General features: G+C 60.7%; 26 protein-coding genes. 13 read left to right on the top strand and 13 right to left on the bottom strand.

Going from position 1 to position 26,176, the window contains the following annotated elements:
- Positions 1-155: 155 nt before the first annotated feature.
- From ACQZ5G_RS23310 to ACQZ5G_RS23325, 4 genes are all read right to left on the bottom strand, one after another.
- Positions 156-1,232, bottom strand: coding sequence for an ABC transporter ATP-binding protein (locus ACQZ5G_RS23310; protein ID WP_003520178.1), 1,077 nt, complete (start codon positions 1,230-1,232; stop codon positions 156-158).
- Positions 1,233-1,317: 85 nt separating this feature from the next.
- On the bottom strand, positions 1,318-2,193 hold the full coding sequence (locus ACQZ5G_RS23315) for a carbohydrate ABC transporter permease (protein WP_020809242.1): 876 nt from the start codon (positions 2,191-2,193) through the stop codon (positions 1,318-1,320).
- Positions 2,186-3,139 carry a carbohydrate ABC transporter permease gene (locus tag ACQZ5G_RS23320; RefSeq protein WP_003520181.1) on the bottom strand — a complete coding sequence of 318 codons (954 nt, stop codon included), beginning with the start codon at positions 3,137-3,139 and terminating at the stop codon, positions 2,186-2,188. The genes ACQZ5G_RS23315 and ACQZ5G_RS23320 overlap by 8 nt, the downstream gene beginning before the upstream one ends.
- A 6-nt stretch (positions 3,140-3,145) precedes the next feature.
- Positions 3,146-4,435 (bottom strand): ABC transporter substrate-binding protein, encoded by a 1,290-nt coding sequence (locus tag ACQZ5G_RS23325; protein ID WP_059757133.1) that lies wholly within the window; start codon positions 4,433-4,435, stop codon positions 3,146-3,148.
- A gap of 117 nt (positions 4,436-4,552) precedes the next feature.
- Here ACQZ5G_RS23325 and ACQZ5G_RS23330 point away from each other — a divergent pair, with 117 nt between their 5' ends.
- From ACQZ5G_RS23330 to ACQZ5G_RS23375, 10 genes are all read left to right on the top strand, one after another.
- Positions 4,553-5,263, top strand: a complete 711-nt coding sequence (locus tag ACQZ5G_RS23330; protein WP_035264374.1) for a TetR/AcrR family transcriptional regulator — start codon at positions 4,553-4,555, stop codon at positions 5,261-5,263.
- Positions 5,264-5,508: 245 nt separating this feature from the next.
- Positions 5,509-6,651: a Gfo/Idh/MocA family protein gene (locus ACQZ5G_RS23335; RefSeq protein ID WP_448739028.1), complete on the top strand. Its 1,143-nt coding sequence runs from the start codon at positions 5,509-5,511 to the stop codon at positions 6,649-6,651.
- A 10-nt stretch (positions 6,652-6,661) separates the two neighbouring features.
- Entirely contained in the window at positions 6,662-7,825 is a 1,164-nt protein-coding gene (locus ACQZ5G_RS23340) for a dihydrodipicolinate synthase family protein (protein ID WP_448739027.1), read from the top strand.
- A 24-nt stretch (positions 7,826-7,849) separates the two neighbouring features.
- Entirely contained in the window at positions 7,850-8,671 is an 822-nt protein-coding gene (locus ACQZ5G_RS23345; RefSeq protein WP_448739026.1) for a sugar phosphate isomerase/epimerase family protein, read from the top strand.
- A 19-nt stretch (positions 8,672-8,690) separates the two neighbouring features.
- On the top strand, positions 8,691-9,926 hold the full coding sequence (locus ACQZ5G_RS23350) for a Gfo/Idh/MocA family protein (protein ID WP_448739025.1): 1,236 nt from the start codon (positions 8,691-8,693) through the stop codon (positions 9,924-9,926).
- 337 nt (positions 9,927-10,263) lie between these two features.
- Positions 10,264-10,434, top strand: a complete 171-nt coding sequence (locus tag ACQZ5G_RS23355; RefSeq protein ID WP_448739024.1) for a hypothetical protein — start codon at positions 10,264-10,266, stop codon at positions 10,432-10,434.
- A gap of 281 nt (positions 10,435-10,715) precedes the next feature.
- Positions 10,716-10,925, top strand: coding sequence for a cold-shock protein (locus tag ACQZ5G_RS23360; protein ID WP_003520191.1), 210 nt, complete (start codon positions 10,716-10,718; stop codon positions 10,923-10,925).
- Positions 10,926-11,178: 253 nt separating this feature from the next.
- Positions 11,179-11,394 carry a hypothetical protein gene (locus ACQZ5G_RS23365; RefSeq protein ID WP_003520192.1) on the top strand — a complete coding sequence of 72 codons (216 nt, stop codon included), beginning with the start codon at positions 11,179-11,181 and terminating at the stop codon, positions 11,392-11,394.
- Positions 11,395-11,490: 96 nt separating this feature from the next.
- A complete protein-coding gene (locus ACQZ5G_RS23370; RefSeq protein WP_003520194.1) occupies positions 11,491-11,628 on the top strand; it encodes a hypothetical protein in 138 nt (45 codons plus the stop codon).
- A gap of 548 nt (positions 11,629-12,176) precedes the next feature.
- Positions 12,177-12,464, top strand: a complete 288-nt coding sequence (locus ACQZ5G_RS23375) for a hypothetical protein (RefSeq protein WP_003520195.1) — start codon at positions 12,177-12,179, stop codon at positions 12,462-12,464.
- Positions 12,465-12,835: 371 nt separating this feature from the next.
- Here the strand turns inward: ACQZ5G_RS23375 and ACQZ5G_RS23380 are convergent, their stop codons facing one another.
- Entirely contained in the window at positions 12,836-13,933 is a 1,098-nt protein-coding gene (locus ACQZ5G_RS23380; RefSeq protein WP_448739023.1) for an acyltransferase family protein, read from the bottom strand.
- A gap of 312 nt (positions 13,934-14,245) precedes the next feature.
- Here ACQZ5G_RS23380 and ACQZ5G_RS23385 point away from each other — a divergent pair, with 312 nt between their 5' ends.
- Entirely contained in the window at positions 14,246-14,482 is a 237-nt protein-coding gene (locus ACQZ5G_RS23385; RefSeq protein ID WP_003520197.1) for an acyl carrier protein, read from the top strand.
- 13 nt (positions 14,483-14,495) lie between these two features.
- Here the strand turns inward: ACQZ5G_RS23385 and ACQZ5G_RS23390 are convergent, their stop codons facing one another.
- From ACQZ5G_RS23390 to ACQZ5G_RS23405, 4 genes are all read right to left on the bottom strand, one after another.
- Positions 14,496-16,454: a MacB family efflux pump subunit gene (locus ACQZ5G_RS23390; protein ID WP_448739022.1), complete on the bottom strand. Its 1,959-nt coding sequence runs from the start codon at positions 16,452-16,454 to the stop codon at positions 14,496-14,498.
- Between the two features lie 3 nt (positions 16,455-16,457).
- Positions 16,458-17,681, bottom strand: coding sequence for an efflux RND transporter periplasmic adaptor subunit (locus ACQZ5G_RS23395; RefSeq protein ID WP_448739021.1), 1,224 nt, complete (start codon positions 17,679-17,681; stop codon positions 16,458-16,460).
- A 22-nt stretch (positions 17,682-17,703) separates the two neighbouring features.
- On the bottom strand, positions 17,704-18,000 hold the full coding sequence (locus ACQZ5G_RS23400; protein ID WP_174057642.1) for a hypothetical protein: 297 nt from the start codon (positions 17,998-18,000) through the stop codon (positions 17,704-17,706).
- A gap of 127 nt (positions 18,001-18,127) precedes the next feature.
- Complete coding sequence (locus ACQZ5G_RS23405; protein WP_448739020.1) at positions 18,128-18,769, bottom strand: hypothetical protein; 642 nt, start codon at positions 18,767-18,769, stop codon at positions 18,128-18,130.
- A 202-nt stretch (positions 18,770-18,971) separates the two neighbouring features.
- Here ACQZ5G_RS23405 and ACQZ5G_RS23410 point away from each other — a divergent pair, with 202 nt between their 5' ends.
- Positions 18,972-19,703 (top strand): response regulator, encoded by a 732-nt coding sequence (locus ACQZ5G_RS23410; RefSeq protein WP_196248079.1) that lies wholly within the window; start codon positions 18,972-18,974, stop codon positions 19,701-19,703.
- A complete protein-coding gene (locus tag ACQZ5G_RS23415; RefSeq protein WP_448739019.1) occupies positions 19,700-20,962 on the top strand; it encodes an ATP-binding protein in 1,263 nt (420 codons plus the stop codon). The genes ACQZ5G_RS23410 and ACQZ5G_RS23415 overlap by 4 nt, the downstream gene beginning before the upstream one ends.
- Positions 20,963-20,964: 2 nt before the next feature.
- On the opposite strand, the gene ACQZ5G_RS23420 is transcribed toward ACQZ5G_RS23415, so the two are convergent.
- The 4 genes from ACQZ5G_RS23420 to ACQZ5G_RS23435 form a co-directional block, all read right to left on the bottom strand.
- Positions 20,965-22,089: a glycoside hydrolase family 88/105 protein gene (locus ACQZ5G_RS23420; protein WP_448739018.1), complete on the bottom strand. Its 1,125-nt coding sequence runs from the start codon at positions 22,087-22,089 to the stop codon at positions 20,965-20,967.
- Between the two features lie 8 nt (positions 22,090-22,097).
- Positions 22,098-23,651, bottom strand: a complete 1,554-nt coding sequence (gene pglA / locus ACQZ5G_RS23425; RefSeq protein ID WP_448739017.1) for a polygalacturonase PglA — start codon at positions 23,649-23,651, stop codon at positions 22,098-22,100.
- A 112-nt stretch (positions 23,652-23,763) separates the two neighbouring features.
- A complete protein-coding gene (locus ACQZ5G_RS23430) occupies positions 23,764-25,032 on the bottom strand; it encodes an ABC transporter substrate-binding protein (RefSeq protein ID WP_448739016.1) in 1,269 nt (422 codons plus the stop codon).
- A 43-nt stretch (positions 25,033-25,075) separates the two neighbouring features.
- Positions 25,076-26,176, bottom strand: coding sequence for an ABC transporter ATP-binding protein (locus tag ACQZ5G_RS23435; RefSeq protein WP_448739015.1), 1,101 nt, complete (start codon positions 26,174-26,176; stop codon positions 25,076-25,078).

Raw genomic sequence — 26,176 nt, forward strand, 5'->3', positions numbered from 1 at the left:
CCGCGCGACGTCATCCTCGGCCCTGTGCCGGGGATCTAATCACGTTGAACAAAATCAACACGTTGCAGATCCTCGGGACAAGCCCGAGGATGACGAACGCAAGCTTTGCGGACTTCGTTAGCCGCCCTATGGTGAGACGGATCACCCACTCGTTCTCATATCCGCCGCCCATCCGCCCCGAACAGATGCGTCTTCGAAAGATCGAACGCAAAGGGAATGGTCTCGCCGATGCGGATATGGCGCTGGCCGTCCAGCAGCACGGTGGCGGGCTGGCCGTCGGGGGTCGCGGTGTAGACCACCGTTGAGCCGCCGAGATGTTCGACGAGCTGGATGGAGGCCTCACCCAGAGAGGCGGACTGCGCCTGCGGGTTCACATGTTCCGGGCGCACGCCGAAGGTGAGCGGTTCGCCCTGTTGCGCGGCGACCGGTTTTTCCAGCACGATGCGCTGGCCGGCCACTTCGATGGTGCGGTTGGAACTGTCGCCTGAAGCCACTTTCGCGGAGAGGAAATTCATCTTCGGCGAGCCGATGAAACCGGCGACGAACTGGTTGGCCGGGTTGTTGTAGAGATCGAGTGGGCGGCCGACCTGCATGATGCGGCCGTCGCGCAGCACGACGATCTTGTCGGCCATGGTCATGGCTTCCACCTGGTCGTGCGTCACATAAATCATGGTGCTGCCGAGCGTCTGGTGCAGCTTGGCGATTTCGACGCGCATCTGCACGCGCAGTTCCGCATCAAGGTTGGACAAAGGCTCGTCGAACAGGAAGATTTTCGGTTCGCGCACGATGGCGCGACCGATGGCGACACGCTGGCGCTGGCCGCCCGAAAGCGCCTTCGGCTTGCGCTGCAAAAGCGGGCCGATCTGCAGGATATCGGCGGCCTTCTGTACCCGTGCCTGGACTTCCGGTTTCTTGTAGCCTGCCGTCTCCAGACCGAAGGCGAGGTTCTTGTAGACGCTCATATGCGGATAAAGCGCATAGGACTGGAAGACCATGGCGATGCCGCGCTTGGAGGCGGCGGTTTCGTTGACCCTTTCGCCATCGATACGCAGATCGCCTTCGGAGATTTCCTCAAGCCCTGCGATCATGCGCAGAAGCGTGGATTTTCCGCAGCCCGAGGGGCCGACGAAAACGGTGAACTCGCCCGGCTCGATCTTGAGATCAATGCCGTGAACGACCGGAAAGGCGCCGAACCGCTTGACGATTTTTTCGAGCGTAATGCTGCTTGCCATGCTGTTTCTCCCGACTGTCGCGCCGCATGCAGGGCGGCAGCGACAGTGTTGATTGTCTTAAAATGCGTTCCCGATCCGGTTCCGTTCAGCGTTTCATTCCGGTGGTGGCGATGCCTTCGATCAGCAGCCGCTGGAAGAACAGGAAGAACAGGAAGACCGGCACCAGCGACAGGTTGGACATGGCGAAAAGCGAGGTCCAGTCCGAGCTGCCGGTGGAATCCACGAAGGATCTGAGGCCGAGCTGCACGGTGTAGGTGTTGATGTCGTTCAGATAGATCAGCGGCCCGAAGAAGTCGTCCCAGGTCCAGATGAAGGAAAAGATGGCAGCCGTCGCCAGAACCGGCAGCGACAATGGCAGCATGATCTTCCAGTAGATGCGGAAGGGCGAGCAGCCATCCATGACAGCCGCCTCATCCAGCTCACGCGGGATACCGCGGAAGAACTGCACCATCAGGAAGATGAAGAAAGCGTCCGTCGCGAGGTACTTCGGCACGATCAGCGGCAGCGAGGTGTTCACCCAGCCCATTTCCAGAAACAGGATATATTGCGGGATGAGCACGACGTGATAGGGCAGCATCAGGGTGCCAAGCATCAGCGCAAACCAGAAATTGCGCCCTCCGAAGCGAAGCCGGGCAAAAGCAAAGGCCGCGAGCGAGCAACCGACCACGTTTCCTATGGTGGCGAGCACCGAGATGAAGAAGGAGTTCCAGAAGAACTGCCCGAAGCTCACCTGCAGCCCGGTCCAACCGCGAATATATCCGCCGACATCCACCGCCGAGGGAATGAGTGAGGAAGAGCCGAACAGCTCGTCCTGCGGCCGGAACGAGCCCGAGATCATCCACAGGATCGGATAGAGCATCGCGAAGGATGCGATGATCAGCGCCGTGTGGAGCATCACCGATTTCAGCGGCGAACGTTGCGGGCCCTGGCCCGGCCGGGGGGCGGTAACAGCATCAGTCATCGTAGTGCACCCAGTATTTCGCGCTGAGGAACGAGAAGGCCGTGAACAGCGAGATGATGATCACCAAAATCCAGGCAAGCGCCGAGGCATAACCCATGCGGAAGAAACCGAAGGCCTCCTGGTAGAGATAGAGCGTGTAGAACAGCGTCGAGTTGATCGGCCCGCCGGTGCCTTCGGAGATGATGAAGGCGGGTGTGAAGGCCTTGAAAGCGTCGATCGTCTGGATCACCGCATTGAAGAAGATCACCGGCGTCAACAGCGGCAGGGTAATGCGGAAGAACTGCCGCACCTTGCTCGCGCCGTCGATTTCGGCGGCCTCATACATGTCCTGCGGGATTTGTCTCAGACCCGCGAGGAAGATGATCATCGGCGAACCGAACTGCCAGACGGACAGGATGACGAGCGTGTAGATCGAATAATCCGGATTGGAAATCCAGCTCGGCCCTTCGTAACCGAAGGCCTGCCAAAGGATCATGTTGACGAGACCATCGGAGGCGAAAAGCTGGCGCCACAGCACGGCAATCGCGACGCTCGAACCGAGCAGCGACGGCAGATAGAAGATCGCCCGATAGAGCGTCAGCCCCTTGATGCCGCGGTTGAAGGCGAGCGCGACGAGCAGCGCGAAGATCAGCTTCAGCGGCACCGACAGCAGCACATAGGTAAAGGTGACCTGCATGGCGGCGGCGAATTTCGGATCGGCCGTGGCGATGCGTACATAATTGGCCGCCCCCACCCAATCCGGCGACTGCAACAGGTCGTAATTGGTGAAAGACAGGTAAAGCGACGCGAGCGCGGGACCGAGGGTGAGGCCGAAAAAGCCAATCAGCCAGGGCAGCAGAAACAGGTAGGCGTGAATGTTGCGGTCGAAAATCCGCTTCACGCCGCCCCGCTTCGGGAGAGCCGCGCCACGGCTCTCCCCCACAAGAGTTTCAGATCGAAAGGCCATAAACCATCACTTCCGTTTGATAACGGTTTCGGATTCCTTGACGAGGCGGTCACCGCCCTCTTCCGGCGTGATCTTGCCGAAGCCGATTTCCTCCGCCGTGCGTTTGAGGACGAAGGCGAATTCGCCGGCACCCGGAGGCGGCGCCGGCGGCAGATCGCCGACGCCGGGGGTAATCTCGGCAATATAGTCCACCATCGTCTTGCTGACCTCGTCGAGCTTGCTGCTCAACTGGCTACGCATGGATTCCGAGGCCGGAACGCCGCGCTCGACGCCGAGAATATCGATGCCCTGCGGTTCAGCCACGAGGAAGTTGATGAAACCGACGGCCTGCTCGATGCCGGCGCTGCCATTGGCGACGCTGATGAGCATGGAAGGTTTGAGATAGTGGCCGGAAGGGCCATCCTTCGTGCTCTTCGGATAGGAGCTTATGGCAAGCTTGGACTTGTTGAGTTTCTGATAACCGACGAACTGGTTGGAATGGGCGAATGCAGTTGCCGCCTTGCCCGTCGTCAAAGGGTTGGTTTCGATGTTGAGCTGGTCGAGCGCCTGCACATCGGCCGGCACACAGGCGCCGCTCTTGCGCAGATCCGCCCACAAAGTGAACCATTTGGTCGCATCGGCAGGATCGAAGCCGATGCCGCCATCCTGCGTGTAGAGCGACTTGCCGTTCTGGCGCAGCCAGTTCTCGAAGCTCGGCTCCACGCCGCTGGCATCGGCCGTGGCGTAATAACCGGGCTTCGGCTTGTTCTTGCTGAGCTTGGCGGCGTTTTCGGCAAACTCCTCCCAGGTCTGGCCGATCGCCGGCGGCGTCGCACCGGATTTTTCCCAGGCAGCCTTGTCGAAGAAGACGGCGCTTGAATTGACACCGAGATTGATGCCGTAAAGCTTGCCATCGACCCGGCCGGAATCGATGTTCATCTTGCCGAAATCCTCGATCTTCAGGCTCTTGCCGATATAATCGTCCAGCGGCGCCAGCGCGCCGCGGCGGCCATATTCGAAGATATAGCGATAATCCATCTGGATCAGGTCGGGCGCATTGCGGCCCGCAACCTGCGTGGCAAGGCGCGGCCAATAATCGCTCCAGCCTGCGAATTCACCGGCAATATCGAGATCCGGCTTGACCTGCTTATAGGCTGCTATCGCCTTGTTGGTGCGGTCGGCGCGCTCCTGCGAACCCCACCACAACATGCGAAGACGCGCGGCCTGGGCCTGCGCTGAACCACCTCCCAGTGTTGCAAGCGACAGGGCCGCAAGCCCCGCTGAAAGCACACCTCTCCTCTGAAGCATCACGGGCATTGGCAACTCCTCCCTATTGACTGCCAATTGATGATGAACGTAAACGACACTTGCCGTTTTATAACTAATTGGTTACATGGGAACACTGATCGCAAACATTGTCAAGCGGGTGCTGAAATGGAAGAAACGACAAAAAACCAGCCGTCCGATCCTGCCCCCGATGCGGCCATGGAGAAAACGCCGTCACCCAAGCGAAAACGCGCGACGACACAGGTGCGAAACCCGGAAAGAACGCGCGCCGCCATTCTCGAAGCCGCCCGCCGCGAGGTGGCCGCCAAGGGGCTGGCGGGGGCTCGAATCGATGTCGTCGCCCGGCGCGCCGGCACCAACAAGCGGATGATCTACCATTATTTCGGCGACAAGGATGCGCTTTATCTCGCCGTTCTGGAAGACGCCTACCGCCATATCCGCCACACAGAGAGACGGCTTGACCTGGCCCGCAAGGCCCCGTCGGAGGGCTTGCGCGAGCTTGCGCTTTTCACCTGGCACTACTTCCTCGACCACCCCGAATTCCTGAGCATTCTCGCCACGGAAAACCTCAATAAAGCCCGCTATCTCAGGCAATCCCCGACGATTACGGCGATGCATTCGAACTTCATTTCCGAGCTTGAGGACGTGCTGCGGCGCGGCAGCGACGCCGGCGAATTCCGTGACGGTCTCGATCCGATCGACGTCTATCTGACCATCGCTTCGCTCGGCGCTTTTTATCTTTCGAACCGGTTCACGCTGTCGACCATCTTCCAGCGCGACCTGACAGACCCCGCCGAGCTGGAGCGCTGGGGCCAGCATATCGTCGATACCCTGCTTGCTGCAGTGCGGCCGGTCTGAGCCGGCCAAACCGAATTCCTCTTTAACAACAGCGACGACGCGCCATTCGCATCCGCGAAGCGCGTCGTTTTCTTTTGCGGCGCGGTGGAAACACAAAAACGCAACCGTCGTCAGACCATGAATTTTTCCTGTCAAAAACACCTTGACAGATCGCATCCTTCACGACCACAAATAACCAAATGGTTACAAATTGCCATGTTTGACGGAAGCGGCTTTCGGGAAGAGGCCGCCTTGGGAGGAAATTCATGAAACGTATCGGCGTCATCATGCACGGCATCACCGGCCGCATGGGTTACAACCAGCATCTCGTGCGCTCCGTTCTCGCCATTCGCGATCAGGGCGGCGTGCTGTTGAAGAACGGCGAAAGGGTCATGCTTGACCCCATTCTGGTCGGCCGCAACGGCGCAAAGATCGAGGAAATCGCGAAAAAGCATAATGTCGCGCGCTGGACGACCGATATCGATGCGGCGCTGGCGAACCCTGACGATACGCTGTTCTTCGATGCCGGCACGACGCAGATGCGCGGCAGCCTGCTGGAGAAAGCCATAAAGGCGGGCAAGAACGTCTATTGCGAAAAGCCGATTTCCGACACGATGGAAGAGGCGCTGGCGATTGCGCGGCTGGCCGAAAGCGCCGGCATCAAACATGGCGTTGTGCAGGACAAGCTGTTCCTGCCCGGCCTTCGCAAGCTCGCCATGCTGCGCGACAGCGGCTTTTTCGGCAAAATCCTCTCGGTGCGCGGCGAGTTCGGTTATTGGGTTTTCGAAGGCGACTGGCAGCCGGCGCAGCGCCCCTCCTGGAATTACCGTCTGAAAGATGGCGGCGGCATCATTCTCGATATGCTGTGCCACTGGCGTTATGTGCTCGACAACCTGTTCGGACCGGTGAAATCGGTGAGCTGCCTCGGCGCTACCCATATTCCGGAACGTTTCGATGAGCAGGGCAAAGCCTATAAGGCGGATGCTGACGATGCCGCTTATGCCACCTTCGAGCTGGAAGGCGGCGTCATTGCCCATATCAACTCCTCATGGGCGGTGCGGGTGCGCCGCGACGACCTCGTGACCTTCCAGGTGGACGGCACCCATGGTTCGGCGGTGGCGGGCCTGACCAAATGCTTTACCCAGCACCGCACCAACACACCGAAGCCGGTGTGGAACCCCGACCAGCCGCAGACCATCGATTTCTACAAGACCTGGCAGGAGGTGCCGGACAATGTCGTTTATGACAACGGCTTCAAGGCGCAGTGGGAAATGTTCGTGCGCCACCTCGTCGACAACGACCCGTGGCCCTATGGCCTCATGGAAGGCGTGAAGGGCGTGCAGCTTGCGGAGCTTGGACTGAAATCCTGGAAGGAACGCCGCTGGCTCGACGTTCCCGCCCTTTCCTGAGGAGGCGACGGTGAGCGAACTCAAGCTTCCGAAGGATGACCGCAGCATTGAGGTCTACAAACTATCAGGCACGCCGGTCGCGGTTGAGAAACGAAGTGCGGCGGATTTCAACCGCGTCGCCTTCGCCGCCGCCCATGTGGTGGCCGATCCCCTTGCCGATAACGACCCATGGCTGACGCCCGCCATCGACTGGGACGCCACCTTACGTTTCCGTCACCGCCTGTGGGACCTCGGCCTCGGCGTCGCTGAGGCGATGGATACGGCGCAGCGCGGCATGGGGCTCGCGTGGCCGCAGGCGCAGGAACTGATTTCCCGTTCGCTGAAGGAGGCGGCCAGTCGCAAGGATGCGCTGATTGCCTGCGGCGTCGGCACCGATCATCTGAATGGCGGCGGTTACGACCTGAACCAGATTGTCGACTCTTATCTGGAACAGCTTGATTTTGTTCAGGGAGAAGGCGGACGCGTAATCCTGATGGCGAGCCGTGCTCTGGCCGCTGCCGCCCGCTCGCCGGATGATTATCTCAAGGCTTATGCGCGGGTTCTCTCCCATGCCGATCAGAAAGTGGTGATCCACTGGCTGGGTGAGATGTTCGATCCCGCTCTTGAGGGTTACTGGGGGGCTGGCGACCATATGGCGGCGATGGAAACCTGCCTTGCCATGATCGAAGAGAATGCCGACAGGATCGACGGCATCAAGATTTCGCTTCTCTCCAAGGAAAAGGAAATCACCATGCGCCGCCGCCTGCCCGCCGGGCTGCGCATGTATACCGGTGACGATTTCAACTATGCCGAACTGATCGCCGGTGACGAGAAGGGCCATTCGGATGCGCTGCTCGGCATTTTCGACGCCATAGCGCCGGCGGCTTCGAAAGCGCTGGCCTGCCTGAAGCGCGGGGCGGCCAACGAATTCTTCGATATTCTGGAGCCGACGGTGGCGTTATCGCGCCATATCTTCAAGGCCCCGACCCGCTTCTACAAGACCGGCGTGGTGTTCCTCGCCTATTTGAACGGGTTGCAGGATCATTTCACCATGGTCGGCGGGCAGGAAAGTACCCGCTCCACCCAGCATTTCGCCGAGCTCTTCCGGCTGGCCGACAAGGCCAATGTGCTCGCCGAACCTGATCTGGCGACGCATCGCATGAAGACGTTTCTGGCCGTCCGTGGCATCGGGTGAAGCAAAACAAGGGGAGATACCGAGATGAGCCTTGAAGGCCTTTCCATCAATTTCGCCACCGTGCGTCAGGGCGGAGACTTCGGCGCAATCGTCGATGCCTGCCTTGCCCATGGCATCACCGCCATCTCGCCCTGGCGCGAGCAGGTCCATGGTATCGGCCTGACGGAAGCCGCCCGCATTGTCGAGCAGAACGGCTTGCGCCTTAGCGGTCATTGCCGTGGCGGCTTTTTCCCCGCACCAGATGCGGAAGGCCGCCGCCTCGCCATCGAGGACAATAAACGCGCCGTCGATGAGGCCGCCGCCATGAAGGCCGATTGCCTTGTGCTGGTCGTGGGCGGCCTGCCCGCCGGCTCGCGTGACCTGAAAGGCACACGGCAGATGGTGGAGGACGGCATGGCCGAGCTTCTTCCCTATGCGCGGGCTGCCGGCGTGCCGCTCGCCATCGAGCCGCTGCACCCCTTCTACGCCGCCGACCGCGCCTGCTTCAACACGCTGAAACAGTCGCTCGATCTCTGTGACCGGCTGGGATCTGGAACCGGTGTCGCCATCGATGTCTACCATGTCTGGTGGGATCCGGAACTGGAGGAACAGGTGGCGCGTGCGGGCAGAAACGGGCAAATTCTCGCCCACCATATTTGCGACTGGCTGGTGCCGACCACCGATCCGCTCAATGATCGCGGCATGATGGGCGACGGTGTGATTGACCTGAAGGCATTTCGCGCCATGATCGAAGCCGCCGGCTTCCACGGCCCGCAGGAAGTGGAAATCTTTTCGCATCGCTGGCAGGCGCGGCCGGTGGACGAGGTCCTCGCCACCGTGGTGGAGCGTTTCAAGACTGTTTGTTGATATATCCGGGAGAGAGCAAATGCCTGAAAAGGTGAAACGCAAACGCTATGCGCTGGTCGGCACCGGCAATCGCGGCACCACCATGTGGGGCCGCGAATTGCTGGCCGGCTGGAGCGACTATGTCGAACTGGTCGGCATTTGCGACCTGAACCTGATGCGCGCCGAACGCGCCCGCGCCATGATGGGATCGAGCGCGCCGCTTTACGACGATTTCGACCGGATGATGGAAGAGCAGCGGCCGGAACTCGTCATCGTCTGCACGCCTGACGATACTCACGACGACATCATCATCCGCGCGCTGGAAGGCGGGGCCGATGTCATCAGCGAAAAGCCCATGACCACCACCCCGGAAAAGATTGACCGCATTCGCGCCGCGGAGGCGAAAAGCGGCCGCCGTGTGGATGTCTCCTTCAACTATCGTTTTTCTCCCACCGCCGCACGCATCAAGGAGCTGATCGATGAGGGTGCAATCGGCACCGTCACCTCGGTCGACTTTCATTGGTATCTCGATAACCAGCACGGCGCGGATTATTTCCGCCGCTGGCACGCCTTCACCGAACATTCCGGCAGCCTGTTCGTGCACAAGGCCACGCACCATTTCGATCTTCTGAACTGGTATCTCGATTCCGATCCCGTGGAGGTAAAGGGGTTCGGACAGTTGCTGCATTATGGCAAGAACGGCCCGTTCCGGGGAACACGCTGTCGCACCTGTCCACACAAAAACGAGTGCGATTATTTCATGGACCTCAGCGCCGATCCTTTCCTCGATGCTCTCTATGAGGACCCTTCGGCGGTGGACGGCTATATGCGCGATGCCTGCGTCTTCCGCGAGGAAATCGACATTCCCGACACCATGAGCGCCTCGATCCGCTATGCCAGCGGCGTGCAGGTCTCCTATTCGCTCAACACCTATATGCCGATCGAGGGCCACCATATTGCCTTCAACGGCCATAAAGGCCGTATCGAAATGCGCCAATATGAAAAGCAGCCCTGGACGGAGCCGCCGGCGGACGAAATCCTGCTGGTGAAAAGCTTCGGCGGCGGTGTTGAACGCATATGGGTGCCGCGCGAGCCGGGCGGCCACTATGGCGGCGACAACCGCATGCGCGACATGATCTTCAAGCCGGGCTCGAACGACCGGCTGCGGCAGCGGGCGGGTTCGCGCGCCGGCGCCATGTCCGTTCTGACAGGCGTGGCGGCGCTGAAAAGCGCCCGTGAAGGCGGCACGGCGACGGTGAAATCGCTGCCGGTTTAACCGCCTTCGTCTGCGGCCCCATCGGCAGCTGGGCCGCAGACGGCAATGGCCAAAAAAGAACGGACGATATTCCGCAGATTACGCGCTTCTTCCATGCCGGTAAAATGGTCGCCGGGGGAAGAAAGAGTGAGTCATGTCCAGTTTTGAATCCTTCGTTCCGCTCATCATCATCGGCGTCAGCCTCGTCGTATTTTTCAAATGGGTCGGGCGAGATATGAACCGGGAAGAGAAAAAGCCGCGTTCCCGCCGCTGACGGCGGAAAAGCGCGCCCGCGCGGCGTGGAAACGGAACCCGCGCCTTTTCCCCTGCGTTTTCCCTTTAAAAACGAGGACGCGACATGACGAAGAAAACGAAGCCGAAAACAGTCGACAGAGGGCCTTCCAGCCCGAACGACATTCCTCCCGCCGGCCCGCACGCCAAACCGTCCCTCACCGACTATGACAAGACGCCAGGCGCAGGCAGCCTGCCGGATGACGGCGCGAAAGACGTGTCTCCCGGCGGAGGTTGATGCGCGCAAGACCAAAGGCCGCGCCAAACCGGGTGAACCATTGGACCATCGGGAAATAGCGCCGTGAACCAGACACTTAGCCGATGAGCCGTCGCTCGCCGGCGCTTTTTCCTTCAGGCCCCATTGCAAAATCAAAAATTGCGCCTATATTTTCGTCATCGACCATTGCTTGTGACGTCGTTCTGGAACAGACTGTTCCCCGTCGGATTTCCTCTCAAATAATCGATCTTATCCCGCAAGGTATCGCGGGAACCACAACGATTCTACGAAAGGAAATCGTTATGAACACTGGTACTGTAAAGTGGTTCAACGCCACCAAGGGCTTCGGCTTCATTCAGCCTGACAATGGCGGCGCGGACGTTTTCGTTCACATTTCCGCTGTTGAGCGCGCTGGCATGCGTTCGCTGAACGACGGCCAGAAGATCAGCTACGAGATCGTCCAGGACCGTCGGTCCGGCAAAAGCTCGGCTGATAACCTTCAGGCAGCTTGATATTCGTCATCTGACCCCGCAGACCACGGATGTACTGGCTGCAGGTTAGAATGATTGTGAGAGGTCGGGTCAAAGCCCGGCCTTTTGTTTTTGGGCCAGGGAAAAAGCGCGTCCGCGAAGAAGCCGAAGCCATGCGCCACCGCCGCAAGGGGTAAAGAAGAAAATGCAGCGCGAAGGGCTGCTGCCCGCCCCCAAAAAGATTACCCCGCCCCGCTAGCCGCCCGATACCGCTCTTCCATAAAGGAGAATGCCAATGGCCGCGTCAAAGGAAGCTTTTTTCAAACCCGGCAAACTATCCGCGCAGGACAAGGCGTCATTGACGGATAATGCCGCAAAGCAGATCATAAACGCCGAGGCCGACCAGCGCGCCCGCAAAACGGAACGCCTTCGCCAGCTTCGCGAAGCACAGGAAGCGACGATCATCGCCGACGCGCCGGTTTCCGCAAAAAAACGATCCGGCAAGAACTGACTGGCCGGATTTCCAGCATCGCCCGGTCGAACGGGTCTTGAACGGATTGTCTCATAGCCGCTCGAGGCCCCATCGATCCAACAGGAGGAGGACACCATGGCCAAGGGTCAATTGCGCAGCAACAAGGAAATCCGCAAACCGAAGAAGGACAAGACGAAAGCACCTGCCGCGCCGCCCGCCGGTTCGCAGGTCAAATTCGCAAACGCCACGACAGCGGATGGCAAAAAGAAATAGGCGCCGAGCGTGCCGGCAAGTCGCGACGAATAAACGCATCGCGATAGGTGCCGGACTTGTTTTGGCCACATTGCCCATTTAAACAGCTCTCATGGCAACTGCTGGTGAGCGCGAATGAAATCGACGTTCGCAGTTGTTTTAGTCGCTTCAGACTTTTGACCACGGATGTACTGGCACTGGTGTTGAGAGCGATATGAGGAAGGTCGGTGCAATATTGCCCCGGCCTTTTTTGTTGCCTACGGCAGCGGCTGCTGCATCGTCCGCCGTCGTTAGCGGAATTAACTTGCCTATTTCCCTTAATCAGCGCAGGCTTCTTCATCGGTAATTAAAGGGCGTTGCCGCCGTTAGGCCAGTTGCACTCCAAGCCCTGTCTCGCCTGTTACCCGGCGGGAACGATCCGGAATTCACGCGACATGCATGACGGCACGGGCCGGAAACGGTTTCCCTGACGTCGCCCGCGTTTCAAGGCGTTGAAGCGTCCCCGCACCACCTCTGGATGGCAGCGCGACGCTCCGGCTTTTGTGGACCCCACAGGAAAGGAGGACGTCATGTCTTCCGCATATGAAAATTGTATCATCACATCGCAGGACCTGAAAATGCTCCAGTCGGTGCTGGAAGGTCTCGGTTATGATAGCCACACCATGGATGACGAAGTCATTCTCTACAACAATGCCGCCCGCAAGGTGATCGAGCTCTTTCAGGATGGCTTGACCGACCCTGCCGATATTTCGGAGGAAATGCTGTTCCTGTTCGGCGTTCACAAACATCAACGCGTAAAACCGTGGAAACCGCTGCCGCGTTACGCCATTCAGGGCCTGCCGCCTCTTTACCGGTGATTGGGCTTGCCGCCCTTTTTCGTGGCGGCCTTCAAAATCACCGATGAAAATAACGGCTTGGCAAAAGCCGTATATCAGGCAACACTGAAATGGAGCGTCCCGCGCGCGATCAGGCGCGTCCCGGGAAGCTTGGGTATGGAATGTGCACCCTATGCGTTGCGGGACCATGACCGGTCTTCGCCAGGCTTGCGTTGTCTCCCATGCCGGTAAGTTTTGCGTCTGCGTGGAGGTGAGTATGACGTATGACTGGAGCGGCCGCAAAATGCGCCGCATGCGAGCGGCGAAACTGACGATCATCAGCCTCGTCGCGGCTTTCGTGCTGACTGCCCCGATTTTCGCCCATTATTGAGGTTTTCAGCCGCGAGGCAGGGTCATACCGGCTGGCGGATTTCGCTCCGTTTTCTCAACCGGCTCTTCAGCCATTTCTGAACGGGCTGATCGTAATGGACCGTCAGCCACCATGACAGGCACGTCGTGCCGATGAGGAAAACAATGCCGGCCGGCAAAGCGAGGTTTTCCCGGTGCACCGCGGGGATCAGAAGCTCCGTCCAGGCCAGAAGCGGAATGTGCAGCACATAGACCGCGTAGGACGCCGTGCCGAGAAACACCGACACCATTCCCACCCCGCGCCCCGGAACCGTCTTGCTGGCGACGAAGAGCAGCAGCGGCCAGACGACGAGGACAACCGCAAGATCGAAGAACGGCCGAAGCTCGCGCGACATCGGCAAGGCCAGAATGAAACAAACCAGCAGAAGGCAAAGCGCCGCCTGAAAGGGTTTCAACTGCGGTACGCGATTGCGGAAACGGTAAATCAGCACGCCGGCAAAAAACGAGAAGAACACCCGCCCCATGCCGGCATACATTTCATGCCAGCGAAAACCGGCATGCAAACGGCCGAACTCGGCGGCGGCCATCATCAGCACAAGGGCGCTGACAATGAGTACCGCGACGGTCTGTTTCGTCGTGGCCCGGACACCAAAGCGGGCGTAAAACGCATTCACCACCAGTTCGTTGAAAAGCGACCATGCCGGGCTGACGAGAAACAGCGCACCGTTCAGGGTGAGCGTGAAGGGTGCCGGCAAAAAGAGCAACCCCGTTACCAAGGCGAAAGCAAGCTCGCCGGGATCGATGGGACGATGCAGATCGTCGATCGGCGTCGGCAGGCCCAGCACGTAGAGACAGATGAAATAGGCCGCCATCAGGGCCAGCGCCAGCCCATAAAGAGGATAAAGACGTGCGAAGCGCGCCTTCATGAAAAAGCCTGGCGTAATCGCCCCTTCGGCCAGTTTCCGGCTATAGGCATGCGCGAGCACGAAACCGCTGAGCGCAAAGAACAGATCCACGGCGAGATAACTCGAAGCCGTGCTTTTTCCGAACAGATCCTCGGCGTGGCGGTGGACGATGAAAAGAGCGGCCACGCCCCTTATGCCGTCGAGCAATATGAAGCGTTCCGGAGACGACTGGACCATGGCATGAGGCTCGGTGTGGCTGACGGATTTAAGGTTCACAGGCAACGAGCTTTACCGCGTTGCGGTTCACCGCTGCCAGTCACAAACTGTTTAACGTGGCGAACGTCCCATATTATTATGGAATACTAACGGGTGATCGACACCCTTTCGCGGCTGCGAAAGGCGTGCTACGTCCGGATGTCATCGATCTTCCGAGCCTTTGACTCTGTGCCCTGTCCTTTCGAAACTTCAGTTTGATTTCGCTTGGATATCTTCGGCGCAAATTCAGATGGGGCAGCGTTCGGCGGCAGGCAACTTTCGCGGAGTCTCACCATGTCCACCATTGCAGAACGTATCAGAAAAATCATCGTGGACCAGCTTGGTGCAGACCCTGCCACCATCGTGGACGAGGCCAGTTTTGCTGACGATCTCGGTGCGGATTCGCTCGAGACCGTTCAGATCGTCATGGAAATCGAAGAGGAATTCGGGGTGGAAATTCCAGATTCCGCCGCAAGCACGATCCTGACCGTTGGCGACGCCATTCGCTTCGTCGAAAAAAACAAGGCGTGACCGGCGGGGGGATTTACCCCGCAGACAAAGCCGCGACAGGATCGAGCTTCGACGCGTTGCGCGCCGGCAGATAACCGAAGACAACGCCGATCAGCGTCGAGCAGACGAAGGCGGCGATGATCGACGCCGTGGAATAGACCATGGCGAAATTGCTGCTGAAGGCGGAAAAAAGCGCACCGAAGCCGAGGCTGCCCAGCACGCCCAGCGTGCCGCCGATGATGCAGACCAGCACCGCTTCGATGAGGAACTGCCGTAGAATATCGGTGCGCCGCGCGCCCACCGCCATACGCACACCGATTTCCGATACACGTTCGGACACAGAAACGAGCATGATGTTCATCACCCCGATGCCGCCGACCAGCAGCGAAATCACCGCAATCGCCGCAATCAGAAGGGTCAGCGTCTGCGTGGTGCTGGTGATGGTCTGGCGGATATCGTCGGTGTTGAGAATGTAGAAATCCCGTGTGCCGTGCCTCTGGGTCAGAAGCGTCGTCACCGCCTGCTCGGCGATTGAGGCATCGACATCGTCGGCCACCTGCACCGTGATGCTGCGCAGCGACAGGCTGCCGAGAAAGCGCGACTGGACGGCGGTATAAGGCAGGTAGAGCGACAGGTTCTGGCTTGAGCCGAAACCGCCCTGCTGCGCCTGCGTGACACCGACGATGCGGGCCGGCACCTTGCCGATGAGAATGACCTGGCCCACAGGGCTGCCGTCGAAATCCGCAAACAGCGATTTGCGGGTATTTTCGTCGATCACCACTTCCTGCGCCTTCTGCGCGACGCTTCCGCCATCGAAAAAGCGGCCCTGCGACAGCTTGGTGCCCTTGGCGACGAAATAGCGCTCGCTGACGCCGTTCACCAGCGCATTCGCCTCCTTAGCGCCGAAACGCACCGTGCTGGAGGTCGAGACCGTCGGCGTCACCGCCGCGACATAGGATTGCTTGGCAAGCGCTTCGGCATCGGAAACGACGAGCGTGGTGATCTTGCCCGACCTTATGTCGCCGAAATCCTTGCCCGCGAAGATTTCCAGCGTGTTGGTGCCGAGGCTCGATATGTTCTGCAGCACCCGCTGCTGCGACCCCTGCCCCAGCGCCACGACGCTGATGACCGAGGCGATGCCGATGATGATGCCGAGCATGGTGAGAAAGGTGCGCAGCTTGTGCGCCCGCATCGACAGAAGCGCCATGCGCAACGCCTCCCGCAGAGACGAAATGAGACCCGCAAGACCGGAAGACCCGCCGGAAGCGGCAGCGGGTTTGGCATCGTCCTGCGGTACGGGCGTTGCATCCGTCCTGCGGTCGGAAATGATCGTGCCGTCGCTGATTTCGATGATCCGCCCGGCGCGTCTGGCAATGGACATATCATGGGTGACGATGATGACGGTGCGGCCTTCGGCATGCAGCTCGCCGAGGATGCGCAGCACCTCGTCGCCGCTGGCGCTGTCGAGCGCGCCGGTCGGCTCGTCGGCAAGAATGATCTCGGCACCGTTCATCAGGGCGCGGGCGATGGAAACGCGCTGCTGCTGGCCGCCGGAAAGCTGGCCGGGACGGTGATCGAGGCGTTCCGCCATGCCGAGGCGGCCAAGCAGCCTTGCAGCATTGTGCCTGCGGTCGCCCTGCGTCTTGCCGGCATAGATCGCCGGAATTTCGACATTGCCGAGCGCCGTCAGCTCGGCCAGCAGATGGTAGCGCTGGAAGATGAAGCCGAGATTTTCACGCCGCAGCGCCGAAAGCGCGTCGGCATCGAGATTGCCCGTTTCCTGGCCCCTGATGCTGTAGCTACCCGATGTCGGGCGGTCGAGGCAGCCGAGAATATTCATCAGCGTCGACTTGCCCGACCCGGACGCACCGACGATCGCCACCATCTCACCGGCCTCGATGGTGAGGTCGATGTTCTTCAGCACGCTGATCGTGCCTTCGCCGGAGGGATAATCCCGCCGCACGGATTTAAGCGAAATCAAAGGTTCAGCCATGGTTCAAAGCCCCATCGGCGGGCCGCCCGGCCCCGGCATGGCGTTTGCGGTGGTGTCGGTGGAACGCTCGCCGGTCACCACCCGCTCGTTCTCGGCAAGGCCGGAACGCACTTCCGCCGTGACCTTGTTGTTGAGCCCGATTTCGACCTTGCGCTCGGAAACCCTGCCATCGGCACCGGCCACGCGCACGGCATAGCTGCCGTCGCTGTCCATGCTGCCAAGGGCCGCCGAGGGGACGGTCAGCACGTCCTTCGCTTCGCCGAGAACGATATGGACCTCCGCCGTCATGTAGGTGCGCAGCTTGCCGTCCGGGTTCGGCACTTCGAACACGCCATTATAATAGATCGCCTCGGAGGACGACGTGCTGGAAGAGGACGAGCTGGAGGATGAAGAGGTAGAAGAACTGAAGCTGGAATCGCTGCGCACCGATTCCGACGCCGGCTCTATCGAGGCAAGCGTCGCGTCGTAACGCTGCTGCGGCTCGCCGAGCACGGTGAAATAGACCGGCAGGTCCGGCTTGACCCGCGTTACATCCGCCTCGGAAATTTCCGTGCGTACCGTCATCCGGTCGAGCTGGCCGAGAATGACGATGGTTGGCGCGGATTGTGTGGCGTTGACGGTCTGCCCTTCCTGGCTGACGATCGACAGAACCGTGCCTTCGATGGGCGCGGTGATCTTGGTATAGCCAAGATTGGCCTCGGCCGTTTCCACCGCGACCTGCGCTTCCTCGATCTGGGCGTCGATGGCTTCGATCTGCGCCTCGGTGACGGCGAGCGCCGCGATGGCGCTTTCGAAATCGGCGCGGGAGGCCGCGTTCTTCGACACCATCTCCTGCTGACGGGCAAGGCTCTGACGGTTGAGAAGCAGCGTCGCCTGTTTCTCCACGCGCTGCGCCTTCACGTTCGCAAGAGCCGCCTGCGCCGTGCGCAGGCTGTTCGTCTGGGTAACGGAATCGATTTCGGCGATCAGATCGCCCGTCTTGACCGTATCGCCGAGCGCCACCTTGACGGCGGTGATGCGGCCGGAGGCCTGCGCGCCGACGGCGACAAGGCGAACGGGTTTCAGCGTTCCCGTCGCCAGCACCGTTTGCTCGATATCGCCGCGCGTCACCGGTGCGGTGATATAGCCGGGTGTGGCCGCCCGCGTATATTGCGAGGACAGCCAGTAGCCGCCCACAGCGAGAGCGACAACCGCCAGCAATGCGCCTGCCTTGCGTGCCGTTTTCATCTTGATGTCCTGTCCAGCCGGTTCATTCGAAGGAAGAAACCGGCGTCATCTCGTGTTTCACGAGGATGAAACCCCTGTCCGCTTCGATCCATTCATAGGCAGAGGCGGATTTTCGCGCCGCAGCCTTGCGGCAGGTGCTGCGAAGACGTCTGGAATCCGTCTTTTCGCGCTGATCCTTAGCACAGGTGGGCTGACGCCGCTGTTCATCCTGCCGGGATTTGGCCGCTGGCTGTTGCACGGGCTTGTCCTTTGCCACGGCCACCGACCAGGCAAAGCTCAAACCAAAAGCCGTTGCCAGCACCAGATAGAAATATCTCATCATCATCTTCCTGCTTGAAAATCACGCGGGGGATCGCAGGCGTGCGATCCCCCGGCTCCAGCCGTTGCCGGCTGATTTCCTCCTTTACTGGGGGGCAGATTAAAGGAGGAAACTTCGAATAGTTGCCTCAGCCCCGTTCCGCCTCGGGAACCGGCGGCCTCATATCGCCATGCGGGGGAGCAAAGCCGCCGCGCGCTGCGGGGCCATGACGCGGGCCGGGAGGCGGAGGCGGCATCAGAGCACGCTCGAGTTCGGCAAGCTTCAGCACCTGCTGCGGCGAAAGCTTCGGTTTCAGCGCCGCAACCGCGTCCTGCAGGGCTTTGGCCTTTTCCGCCTTCTGCGCGATGATGCCTGCCAGTTCCTCTCCCGCAAGACGCGGCTCGGGCTTGGCCTTGCCTTCACCCTGCACCGGCGGCGGTGGATTGCGCTCCGGACCGGGGGAAACGAGATCGATCAGCGCCGTGGTATAAGCGCGCCATGGACCGAGCTGCTCCGGCGTGACGCCGAGATAGATTTCGGCCGCCGAAAGCTTCGTCGCCAGCCCGAGAACATCCGGGCCGGGCATTCTGCGCATATGGGGCGGCAGCGGCCTTTCATCCGGACCGCGATCCAGGCCGATGTCCGGGCCGAGATCGAGATTGGCGGGCGGCGGCGCGGCCTGTTCGGTCGCCTGGGGTGCGGGCGCATTCTCTTCCGCTGCCTGCGCGGCGGCGGAAACGCCGATAATTGCTGTCGCGATGACGGCGGTGGCCAGTAGCGAGTTTCTCATCTTACCTTCCTTCCGTTTTCCAACATGAAAGGACGATAGGTGCGTCGCGTTTCCGGCTTTGGTCCGAATGTTTCCGTGCTGCTTCCGCAAACCGCCTATTTGTAACCGAATGTTGCCAGAACGGCCCCGGAAAGCTTTCGTTGCAAAAATCCGCCGTTTCTTTTCGGCGCTTATGTATAGTGGCATCAAAAGGTTGGACGATATGACGACAGTTTCGGTGACACATATATTGATCGTCGATGACGATCCGGAAATACGCACATTGCTCGCGAAATATCTCGGCTCGCAGGGGTTCCGCGTGTCGATGGCCGCCGACAGGCGTGAGTTCGAGGAAAAGATCGCGAGCTCCGATCCCGATCTCATCGTGCTCGACGTGATGTTGCCCGATGGCTCCGGCCTCGATATCTGCCGCGATCTGCAGGGCCGCCGGCCGCGCACGCCGGTCATTCTCCTGACAGCGCTGAAGGAAGATGTCGACCGCATCGTCGGGCTGGAAATCGGCGCAGACGACTATCTCGGCAAACCCTTCAATCCGCGAGAACTCACGGCGCGCATCAAGGCCGTGCTGCGCCGCGCCACACCGCAGGAAGCCCCCCGCCCCTCATCCGCCGCCTATGGTTTTGCGGATTTCACCGCCGATCCCGAGCAGCGCTCCGTCATCCGCGCCAGCGGTGAAAAGATAGATTTGACGGGAGCGGAATTCGATCTTCTGAAAGTCTTTCTCGACAGGCCCGGTCGGCTGCTTTCCCGCGATCAGCTTCTCGATCTCACGCAGGGCAAGGATCGCGGCCCGTTCGACCGCTCCATCGACGTGCTGATGAGCCGCTTGCGCAAGAAGCTGGACGCCGACACGCAAACGCCGATCTTCAAGACCGTGCGCAATGGCGGTTACCAGATGACGGTTCAGGTCAAAACCCTGCCGGTGCCGCGATGAGCTCGCTTAAAAACCGCATCACGGCGCTGATGATCGTCTCCATCATCGCGGTCATCGCGCTTGCGACTTTTGTGGCCGACCGGACATTGCAGCCGCCGCCGCCCGACGCCACCATCGAGCCGCTGGCCCGCAGCCTCGCCTTTGCCGTGACCATGGCCGAGCGCGATCCTTCCCTGCAGCAGCCCGGTTATTTCCAGACCGAGCAGAAACCGCCGGAAGGCGACCTCGACGGCATGCTTTCGGAATTTCTGGAAAAGGCGCTGGCCCGTATCGGAGAGCCGCGCACCGCGATGGTCATCCGCTCGCCGGGAAATCCTGCCCCCGTGGCGGCTATCGCGCTGGAAAAAGGCGGCTGGCTGGTCGCGGAAATCCCGCATATGGGTCCGCCGCCGGGCGGCTGGAAGATTTTCGGCATGTGGATCGGGCTGATCATTCTCGGCAGCGCCGCCGTTTCGATCTTTGCCGCCAGCAAGATCACCCGCCCGCTCGACATGCTGGAAAATGCCGCCGCCAGCATCGGGCCCGACGGTTCGCTGCCGCACCTGCCGGAAACCGGACCGGGCGAAATCCGCGCCACGGCGCGGGCGCTGAACGAACTCGCCACCCGCCTGAAAGCGGCGATGGAAAGCCGCATGCGCCTCGTCGCCGCCGCCGGCCACGATCTCAGAACCCCGATGACCCGCATGCGGCTGAGGGCGGAATTCATCGAGAACGACGAGGAACGGGCCAAATGGCTGGCGGACCTCGAAGAGCTGGACGCCATCGCCGACAGCGCCATTCTTCTGGTGCGGGAAGAGGTCAGCCAGGACAGCGTCAAGACGATCGACATCGGCACGCTTCTCAGCGAAATCGTTAACGATGTTTCCGATCTCGGTCATGCGGGTGCGCTCGATTTCATTGAGCCGGAAGCCGCCATGACCATCAAGGCGGCCCCGCTGGCGCTCAAGAGAGCCTTGCGCAACCTCATCCTGAACGCCGTCACCCATGGCAAGAAGGCGCATATCGATCTGACCGGAGACGAGAGCGAAATCGTCGTGACCATCAGGGATGAAGGTCCCGGCATTCCGCAGGAACTGATCGGGCGGGTGTTCGAACCCTTCTTCCGGGTGGACCTCGCGCGGCGTAAATCAATCCCCGGCGTGGGTCTTGGTCTTGCCATCGCCAGGGAAATCATCGAGCGCTTCGGCGGCACGATCACCATTGCCAACCACAAGAAACAGGGCCTGATCCAGACCGTGATCTTCGCAAGGGCGGCGTGAAGTCACGCCGCTGAAACAGCCTGCGCCTGCGGCTTGGCCAGAAGCAGGCTTTCGGCAAAGGCCATCATCAGCGGCCCGACGCCCTTGGCATCGTCGGACACCACCGGCTCGGTCAGATAATATTCCGGCGTTCCATCGCGATAATTGCCCTCGAAGCCGCCAAGGCCCGCGACATGCACGATGCCGGTGAGGCGGGTCACGCCCTCTTCATCGGCTTTCAGCCGGGTTTCAAGAAGCGCCTCAAGCGCGCGACGACCCGCCGAAAGGGCGGCATTCGCCTCTTCGCCCTGCACGAGCTTCAACCGCACTGCGTGCAGCAAGGCATAGGCAAACATGGCCGAGGCAGATGTTTCCCCGTAATTGCCCGCAAGGCCCGGATTGTCGAGAACCTGCATCCAGAGCCCCGTCTGGGTCTGCCGTGCGATGATGCCGGCCAGAAGCAACCGCGTCTTGTTACGAAGCGCCGCCGTCGCGCCGCCCTCCGGCAGGATGGCCAGCGCGTCCACCAGCGCCATGGCGAGCCAGCCGACCGCACGCGCCCATATGGCGGGAGACTTGCCGCTTTGAGGATCGGCCCAACGCTGGCTGCGGCTGTCGTCGTAACCATGGGCATAGAGCCCGCCGCTATCCTCCGTCGCCGCGAGCGCCGCTGAAAACTGCCGCAGCGCATCGTCGATCAGTTCCGTCCGGCCCGTCGCCTGCGCATATTCGATCTGGAAAGGAAGCCCCATATAAAGCCCATCCAGCCAGACCTGATGCGGATAACGCTTCTTGTGCCAGTAATTCCCGGATGCGATGCGCGGATGGCTGCGCAGTTGCCCTGCCAGATGTTCCGCCGCAGCGAGGTAACGCGGATCGCCCGTTTCCGCCGCAAGGGGAAAGAGGATACGGCCGGCGAGGATATGATCGATATTATATTCCTGCGGATCGTAACCGGCGAGCGTGCCGTCTGGCGCTATCTGCGCATCGGCGAGACGATGCAGATGGTCGTTCCAGCGCGCCTCGCCGGTGGCCTCGAACAGCTGCTGCAGGCCGCGATAGACGCATCCATCCTCGTAACACCAGCTTCCGCCCTTGTAATGTTTATAGCGACTGGAGAATTGATCAAAATATTCAGTGGCTTTCATCTGTTTTCTCAATCGGAATCTGACACAATGGAAACGGAAGCGTCGCTCAGCAGAGCGGGATTATCGCAGACTATATGCGCCTGCTCGAAAACAATCGCCTCATGGCGCATGGGGCGCACCCGGTCGGCCATGATCGGCGGCGTTGCGGTGGCCGAAGGATCACGCGAGACGATGGTGAGATTGCGGATGGCGATGTTGCGGATGGGCGCTTCGGCAAGGCCAAGAAAAGCGCCGGCCGCATGGGAGAGATTGCGAATTTCGACATCCTCCACGCAAATACCGTCGATAAAGGGCGTGCCGCCATCGACCGGCGCCGGGTTTCGCGACTGCACCCAGTCGTCATGTCCATCCGCATCGCAATGATAATGGGCGTTGGCGGAAAGCGCGGTCTGCACGCCATCCAGCAGGACCCGGCGCATGGCGATGTTGCTGACTGTTCCGCCCCGCCCGCGCCGTGTCTTGAGGCGCAGGCCGCGATCCGTACCCACCATGTCGCAATCCTCAACCGCCACGTCATGCACACCGCCGGACATTTCCGAACCGATCACCAGCCCGCCATGGCCGCGTTGCATCAGGCAATGGCGCACCCGAATGCCGCGCGTTTCCGCGAGATGATCGTCCTCGCCATCGGGGCCGCGCTTTCCCGCCTTCACCGCGATGCAATCGTCGCCGACGGAAAAGCGCACGCCTGATATCGTGACGTTACGGCAGCTTTCGGGGTTGAAACCATCGGTATTCGGGCTGTCATGGGGTGCGACGATGCTGAGGCCGGCGGCGATCAAGTCTTCGCAGCCCTGCGGATGGATCGTCCAGGAGGCGGCGTTTCGGATGGTGAAACCGAGCAGGTTTGTGTTCCGGCAGGAAACGAGATGCAGGCCACGCGGCCGGCGCGCGCCGTCGCGGGTTTCTTTCGGCCAGCTCCACCAATCGCCGCTGTCGCCCGAACCATCGAGAACGCCCCTGCCCTCGATGACGAGATTGTCGGCCGAGATGGCATGAACCGGCGCGGCGAAACAGGCGTCCGGCAAGCCTTCCCAGCTTCCAAGCATATGGCCTGCCTCATCGCGGGCAGGCAGGATCGGCCAGCCCCTGCGGTTGGAGGGCGCGCGCAGCACGGCTCCTTCGGCAAGGTGGAAGGTCATGTTGCTTTTCAGGCGAACAGGAAAGGCTGTCCAGAGACCGGCCGAGAGACGCAACGCGCCACCCTGCGGCACCGCAGCCACTGCCCTTTCCAGCGCCTGTGCATTGGCGCGCGCACGTGTCTCATCATCGAGCGCAACATCCGGCATGAGGGAGAACGCCGCAGCCTCGACAAGCCCGGCACAGGGGGCGGTTCTGAACTCCAGCCGCTCAAACCCCTCCGCTTCGAAGACATAGCGCGTATCCGGGGAGAGATCATGCAGCAGCGTCACCACGGACGCTGTTTCACCGCGCCGCCCGTCGCCATCCGCCGACGTCAAACGCCATGCCGTTTTGGACGGAAGGAAATAGCGAGCGCCGGGCACGGCAAGGCAAAGCGCTGCCGTTCGCGCCGAAGACGCGATGATAAGGGGTTCGTTCATGCTCTTTTCTCGTCTTTGGTGCCTGTCCGGCCAAACCCTTGGCGGACACGCCTCACATCATCCGGCAGCCGGATAGGGAACCTGCCGCCATGCAGGCGGCAGGCCATTGTCGTCAATCGAATTTGGCAAGAACATCGTTGGTCGTATCGATGATCTGCTCGGCCGCCTCTTCCGCCGTCAACTGGCCATAGGCATATTCCTCGAGCGTATCGATGAAGCCCGAGCGGATTTCAGGATGTTCGTTGAAGGGTGACACCACCGGTCCCGATGCCGCCATGACGATGGCGTTGGCGGCCCGCACTTCCGGCTCGCCCTTGTCACCCAGACGCGCAGCCGCGGCCTTCGAGGCGGGCAGGCCGCGTGAGGTGCCGAGCGCATCGATGCCTTCCGGTTCGTTCAGCAGGCAGTTCAGGATTTGCGCGGCCGCTTCCGGGTTCCTGGAGTTTTTCGAGATCGAAAACACCATGGAAGGTTTGCGATAGACGCCTTCGGTCACGGCATCGGCAAGCTTCAGCATCGGGAACGGTTTCAGAACCTGTCCTTCCTTGAGCGGATCGGCATATTTCGAATAGGTCGAATCCCATTCATAGGATCCGGCGATGCGGCCTTCCGACCAGGACGGCTTTTCATAGAGATTGACGTTACCGTCGGCCGCTTCCTCCTTCTGGGAGCGGATGGAGCCAGTTTCGACCAGCTTGCCGACGAAAGAGATACCCTCGGCCAGTTCCTCCGGCGTCCAGGCCACGCGGTTGGTCTTGGGATCGACCAGATCCTTGCCGGTCTTCTGCACAACGGCCAGCGTCACCAGCAGCTGGGCGGTCTCCTTCACGGCATTGAAGGTGTAATAGTCCTTGCCGAGCTTTTCCTTGATGGTCTTGGTTGCAGCGAAAAACTCATCCCACGTTTTCGGAATTTCAACGCCGGCCTTTTCGAAGGTGGTGGCGTTGAAGAAGAAGACGCGGCCGGTGGTGGAAACGGAAAGCCCCTGCAGCACGCCGTTCATCGAACCAGCGTCCAGATCGCTCTCGGCCCATTGCGAAAGATCGAGCGGCTTCAGCTGGCGCAGATCGGCAAAACCTTCGCCGTTCTTGGAAAACAGCGGCAGCCACGGCCAGTTGACCTGAACGATATCGGCCTCGGTCTTGCCGGCCATCTGCGTTGTGAGCTTTTCCAGATAGCCGTCGAAGCCGGTGAATTCGCCCTTGACGGTGTGGCCATATTTCTCGCCGCAGGCGGCAATGGCCGCCTGGGTGGCGACATGGCGGCTTTCGCCGCCCCACCACGACATGCGCAGTTCCGCAGCACCTGCCGCCGGAGCGGTTGCCATCGCCACATAAGCGGCGCCGGCGAGCATCGCCATCATTCTTGTCATCGTCTTCATTGTTCTTCTCCTCCTCGAAAAATCAGGCACGCCCGTCCCCTCCTCACAGCGAGACGTTGCGGCCATCGGCCTTGTCGAAAATATGCAGCTTCTCCGGGTCCGGCTTCAGCCGCAGGACACCGTCGCGCCCAAGCGCCTCGAATTCGGCCGCGCCAACGACGCTGACGACTTTCTGGCCGCCGAGATCGGCGTGCAGATAGACCTCGTGGCCCATGAATTCCGCATTGGTGAGTTTCGCCTGCAGCGCCGGGCCATCCGTCTCCCCCGCCAGCGCAAGATGCTGCGGGCGGATGCCAATGACGGCATCCGCGGGTCTCGCCGATAGCCGTTGCTCCAGATGCGCGCCGATGGGCAGCCGCTGGCCGGCGATGACGAACTCAGCGCCGTCGATTGCCACATCCACCAGGTTCATTTCCGGCGTGCCGATAAAGCCGGCAACAAAGAGATTGGCGGGGTGGTTATACAACTCCTTCGGTGTCGCGACCTGCATGATGCGACCCGCCTGCATGACGCAGATACGGTCGCCCATGGTCATGGCCTCCGTCTGGTCATGGGTGACGTAAATGACCGTCGAGGACAGGCCTTCCGCCTTCAACTGGCGATGCAGATCGGTGATGCGCACCCGCATGGAGGCCCGCAGCTTGGCGTCGAGATTGGACAGCGGTTCATCGAACAGGAACACGCCGGGCTTCTTGATGAGCGCGCGGCCAAGCGCCACACGCTGCGCCTGCCCGCCGGAAAGCTGCTTCGGCAGACGGTCGAGCAGCGGCTCGATTTCGAGAATGCGCGCGACATTATCGATTGCCTTTTCGATCTCGGGCTTCGCGACACCGGCGATCTTCAGGCCGAAGGCGAGATTGCCGCGCACCTTCATATGCGGATAAAGCGCGTAATTCTGGAACACCATGGCGATGGAGCGCTTGCCGGGCGGCAGGTCGTTGACGCGCTGGTCGCCGATCAGGATTTCACCGCCGGTAATTTCTTCCAGCCCCGCCACCATGCGCAATGTCGTGGATTTGGCGCAGCCGGAAGGGCCGACGAACACCATGAACTCACCATCCTCGACCTCAAGATTGATGCCGTGCACGGCCTTGAAGCTGCCGCCATAGATTTTTTCGAGATTTTTAAGTTGTACGCTTGCCAT

The sequence above is a fragment of the Agrobacterium sp. 22-214-1 genome, from assembly GCF_053522465.1.

Excerpts from the sequence above, each read along its gene's own strand:
- ACQZ5G_RS23415 (WP_448739019.1), top strand. The coding sequence starts at position 19,700 with ATGAGCTCGCTTAAAAACCGCATCACGGCGCTGATGATCGTCTCCATC.
- ACQZ5G_RS23385 (WP_003520197.1), top strand. The coding sequence starts at position 14,246 with ATGTCCACCATTGCAGAACGTATCAGAAAAATCATCGTGGACCAGCTT.
- ACQZ5G_RS23400 (WP_174057642.1), bottom strand. The coding sequence starts at position 18,000 with ATGAGATATTTCTATCTGGTGCTGGCAACGGCTTTTGGTTTGAGCTTT.
- pglA (WP_448739017.1), bottom strand. The coding sequence starts at position 23,651 with ATGAACGAACCCCTTATCATCGCGTCTTCGGCGCGAACGGCAGCGCTT.
- ACQZ5G_RS23350 (WP_448739025.1), top strand. The coding sequence starts at position 8,691 with ATGCCTGAAAAGGTGAAACGCAAACGCTATGCGCTGGTCGGCACCGGC.
- ACQZ5G_RS23390 (WP_448739022.1), bottom strand. The coding sequence starts at position 16,454 with ATGGCTGAACCTTTGATTTCGCTTAAATCCGTGCGGCGGGATTATCCC.
- ACQZ5G_RS23310 (WP_003520178.1), bottom strand. The coding sequence starts at position 1,232 with ATGGCAAGCAGCATTACGCTCGAAAAAATCGTCAAGCGGTTCGGCGCC.
- ACQZ5G_RS23380 (WP_448739023.1), bottom strand. The coding sequence starts at position 13,933 with ATGGTCCAGTCGTCTCCGGAACGCTTCATATTGCTCGACGGCATAAGG.
- ACQZ5G_RS23410 (WP_196248079.1), top strand. The coding sequence starts at position 18,972 with ATGACGACAGTTTCGGTGACACATATATTGATCGTCGATGACGATCCG.
- ACQZ5G_RS23405 (WP_448739020.1), bottom strand. The coding sequence starts at position 18,769 with ATGAGAAACTCGCTACTGGCCACCGCCGTCATCGCGACAGCAATTATC.
- ACQZ5G_RS23330 (WP_035264374.1), top strand. The coding sequence starts at position 4,553 with ATGGAAGAAACGACAAAAAACCAGCCGTCCGATCCTGCCCCCGATGCG.
- ACQZ5G_RS23315 (WP_020809242.1), bottom strand. The coding sequence starts at position 2,193 with ATGACTGATGCTGTTACCGCCCCCCGGCCGGGCCAGGGCCCGCAACGT.
- ACQZ5G_RS23395 (WP_448739021.1), bottom strand. The coding sequence starts at position 17,681 with ATGAAAACGGCACGCAAGGCAGGCGCATTGCTGGCGGTTGTCGCTCTC.
- ACQZ5G_RS23370 (WP_003520194.1), top strand. The coding sequence starts at position 11,491 with ATGGCCAAGGGTCAATTGCGCAGCAACAAGGAAATCCGCAAACCGAAG.
- ACQZ5G_RS23435 (WP_448739015.1), bottom strand. The coding sequence starts at position 26,176 with ATGGCAAGCGTACAACTTAAAAATCTCGAAAAAATCTATGGCGGCAGC.
- ACQZ5G_RS23320 (WP_003520181.1), bottom strand. The coding sequence starts at position 3,139 with ATGGCCTTTCGATCTGAAACTCTTGTGGGGGAGAGCCGTGGCGCGGCT.
- ACQZ5G_RS23355 (WP_448739024.1), top strand. The coding sequence starts at position 10,264 with ATGACGAAGAAAACGAAGCCGAAAACAGTCGACAGAGGGCCTTCCAGC.
- ACQZ5G_RS23335 (WP_448739028.1), top strand. The coding sequence starts at position 5,509 with ATGAAACGTATCGGCGTCATCATGCACGGCATCACCGGCCGCATGGGT.
- ACQZ5G_RS23325 (WP_059757133.1), bottom strand. The coding sequence starts at position 4,435 with ATGCCCGTGATGCTTCAGAGGAGAGGTGTGCTTTCAGCGGGGCTTGCG.
- ACQZ5G_RS23375 (WP_003520195.1), top strand. The coding sequence starts at position 12,177 with ATGTCTTCCGCATATGAAAATTGTATCATCACATCGCAGGACCTGAAA.
- ACQZ5G_RS23365 (WP_003520192.1), top strand. The coding sequence starts at position 11,179 with ATGGCCGCGTCAAAGGAAGCTTTTTTCAAACCCGGCAAACTATCCGCG.
- ACQZ5G_RS23420 (WP_448739018.1), bottom strand. The coding sequence starts at position 22,089 with ATGAAAGCCACTGAATATTTTGATCAATTCTCCAGTCGCTATAAACAT.
- ACQZ5G_RS23430 (WP_448739016.1), bottom strand. The coding sequence starts at position 25,032 with ATGAAGACGATGACAAGAATGATGGCGATGCTCGCCGGCGCCGCTTAT.
- ACQZ5G_RS23360 (WP_003520191.1), top strand. The coding sequence starts at position 10,716 with ATGAACACTGGTACTGTAAAGTGGTTCAACGCCACCAAGGGCTTCGGC.
- ACQZ5G_RS23345 (WP_448739026.1), top strand. The coding sequence starts at position 7,850 with ATGAGCCTTGAAGGCCTTTCCATCAATTTCGCCACCGTGCGTCAGGGC.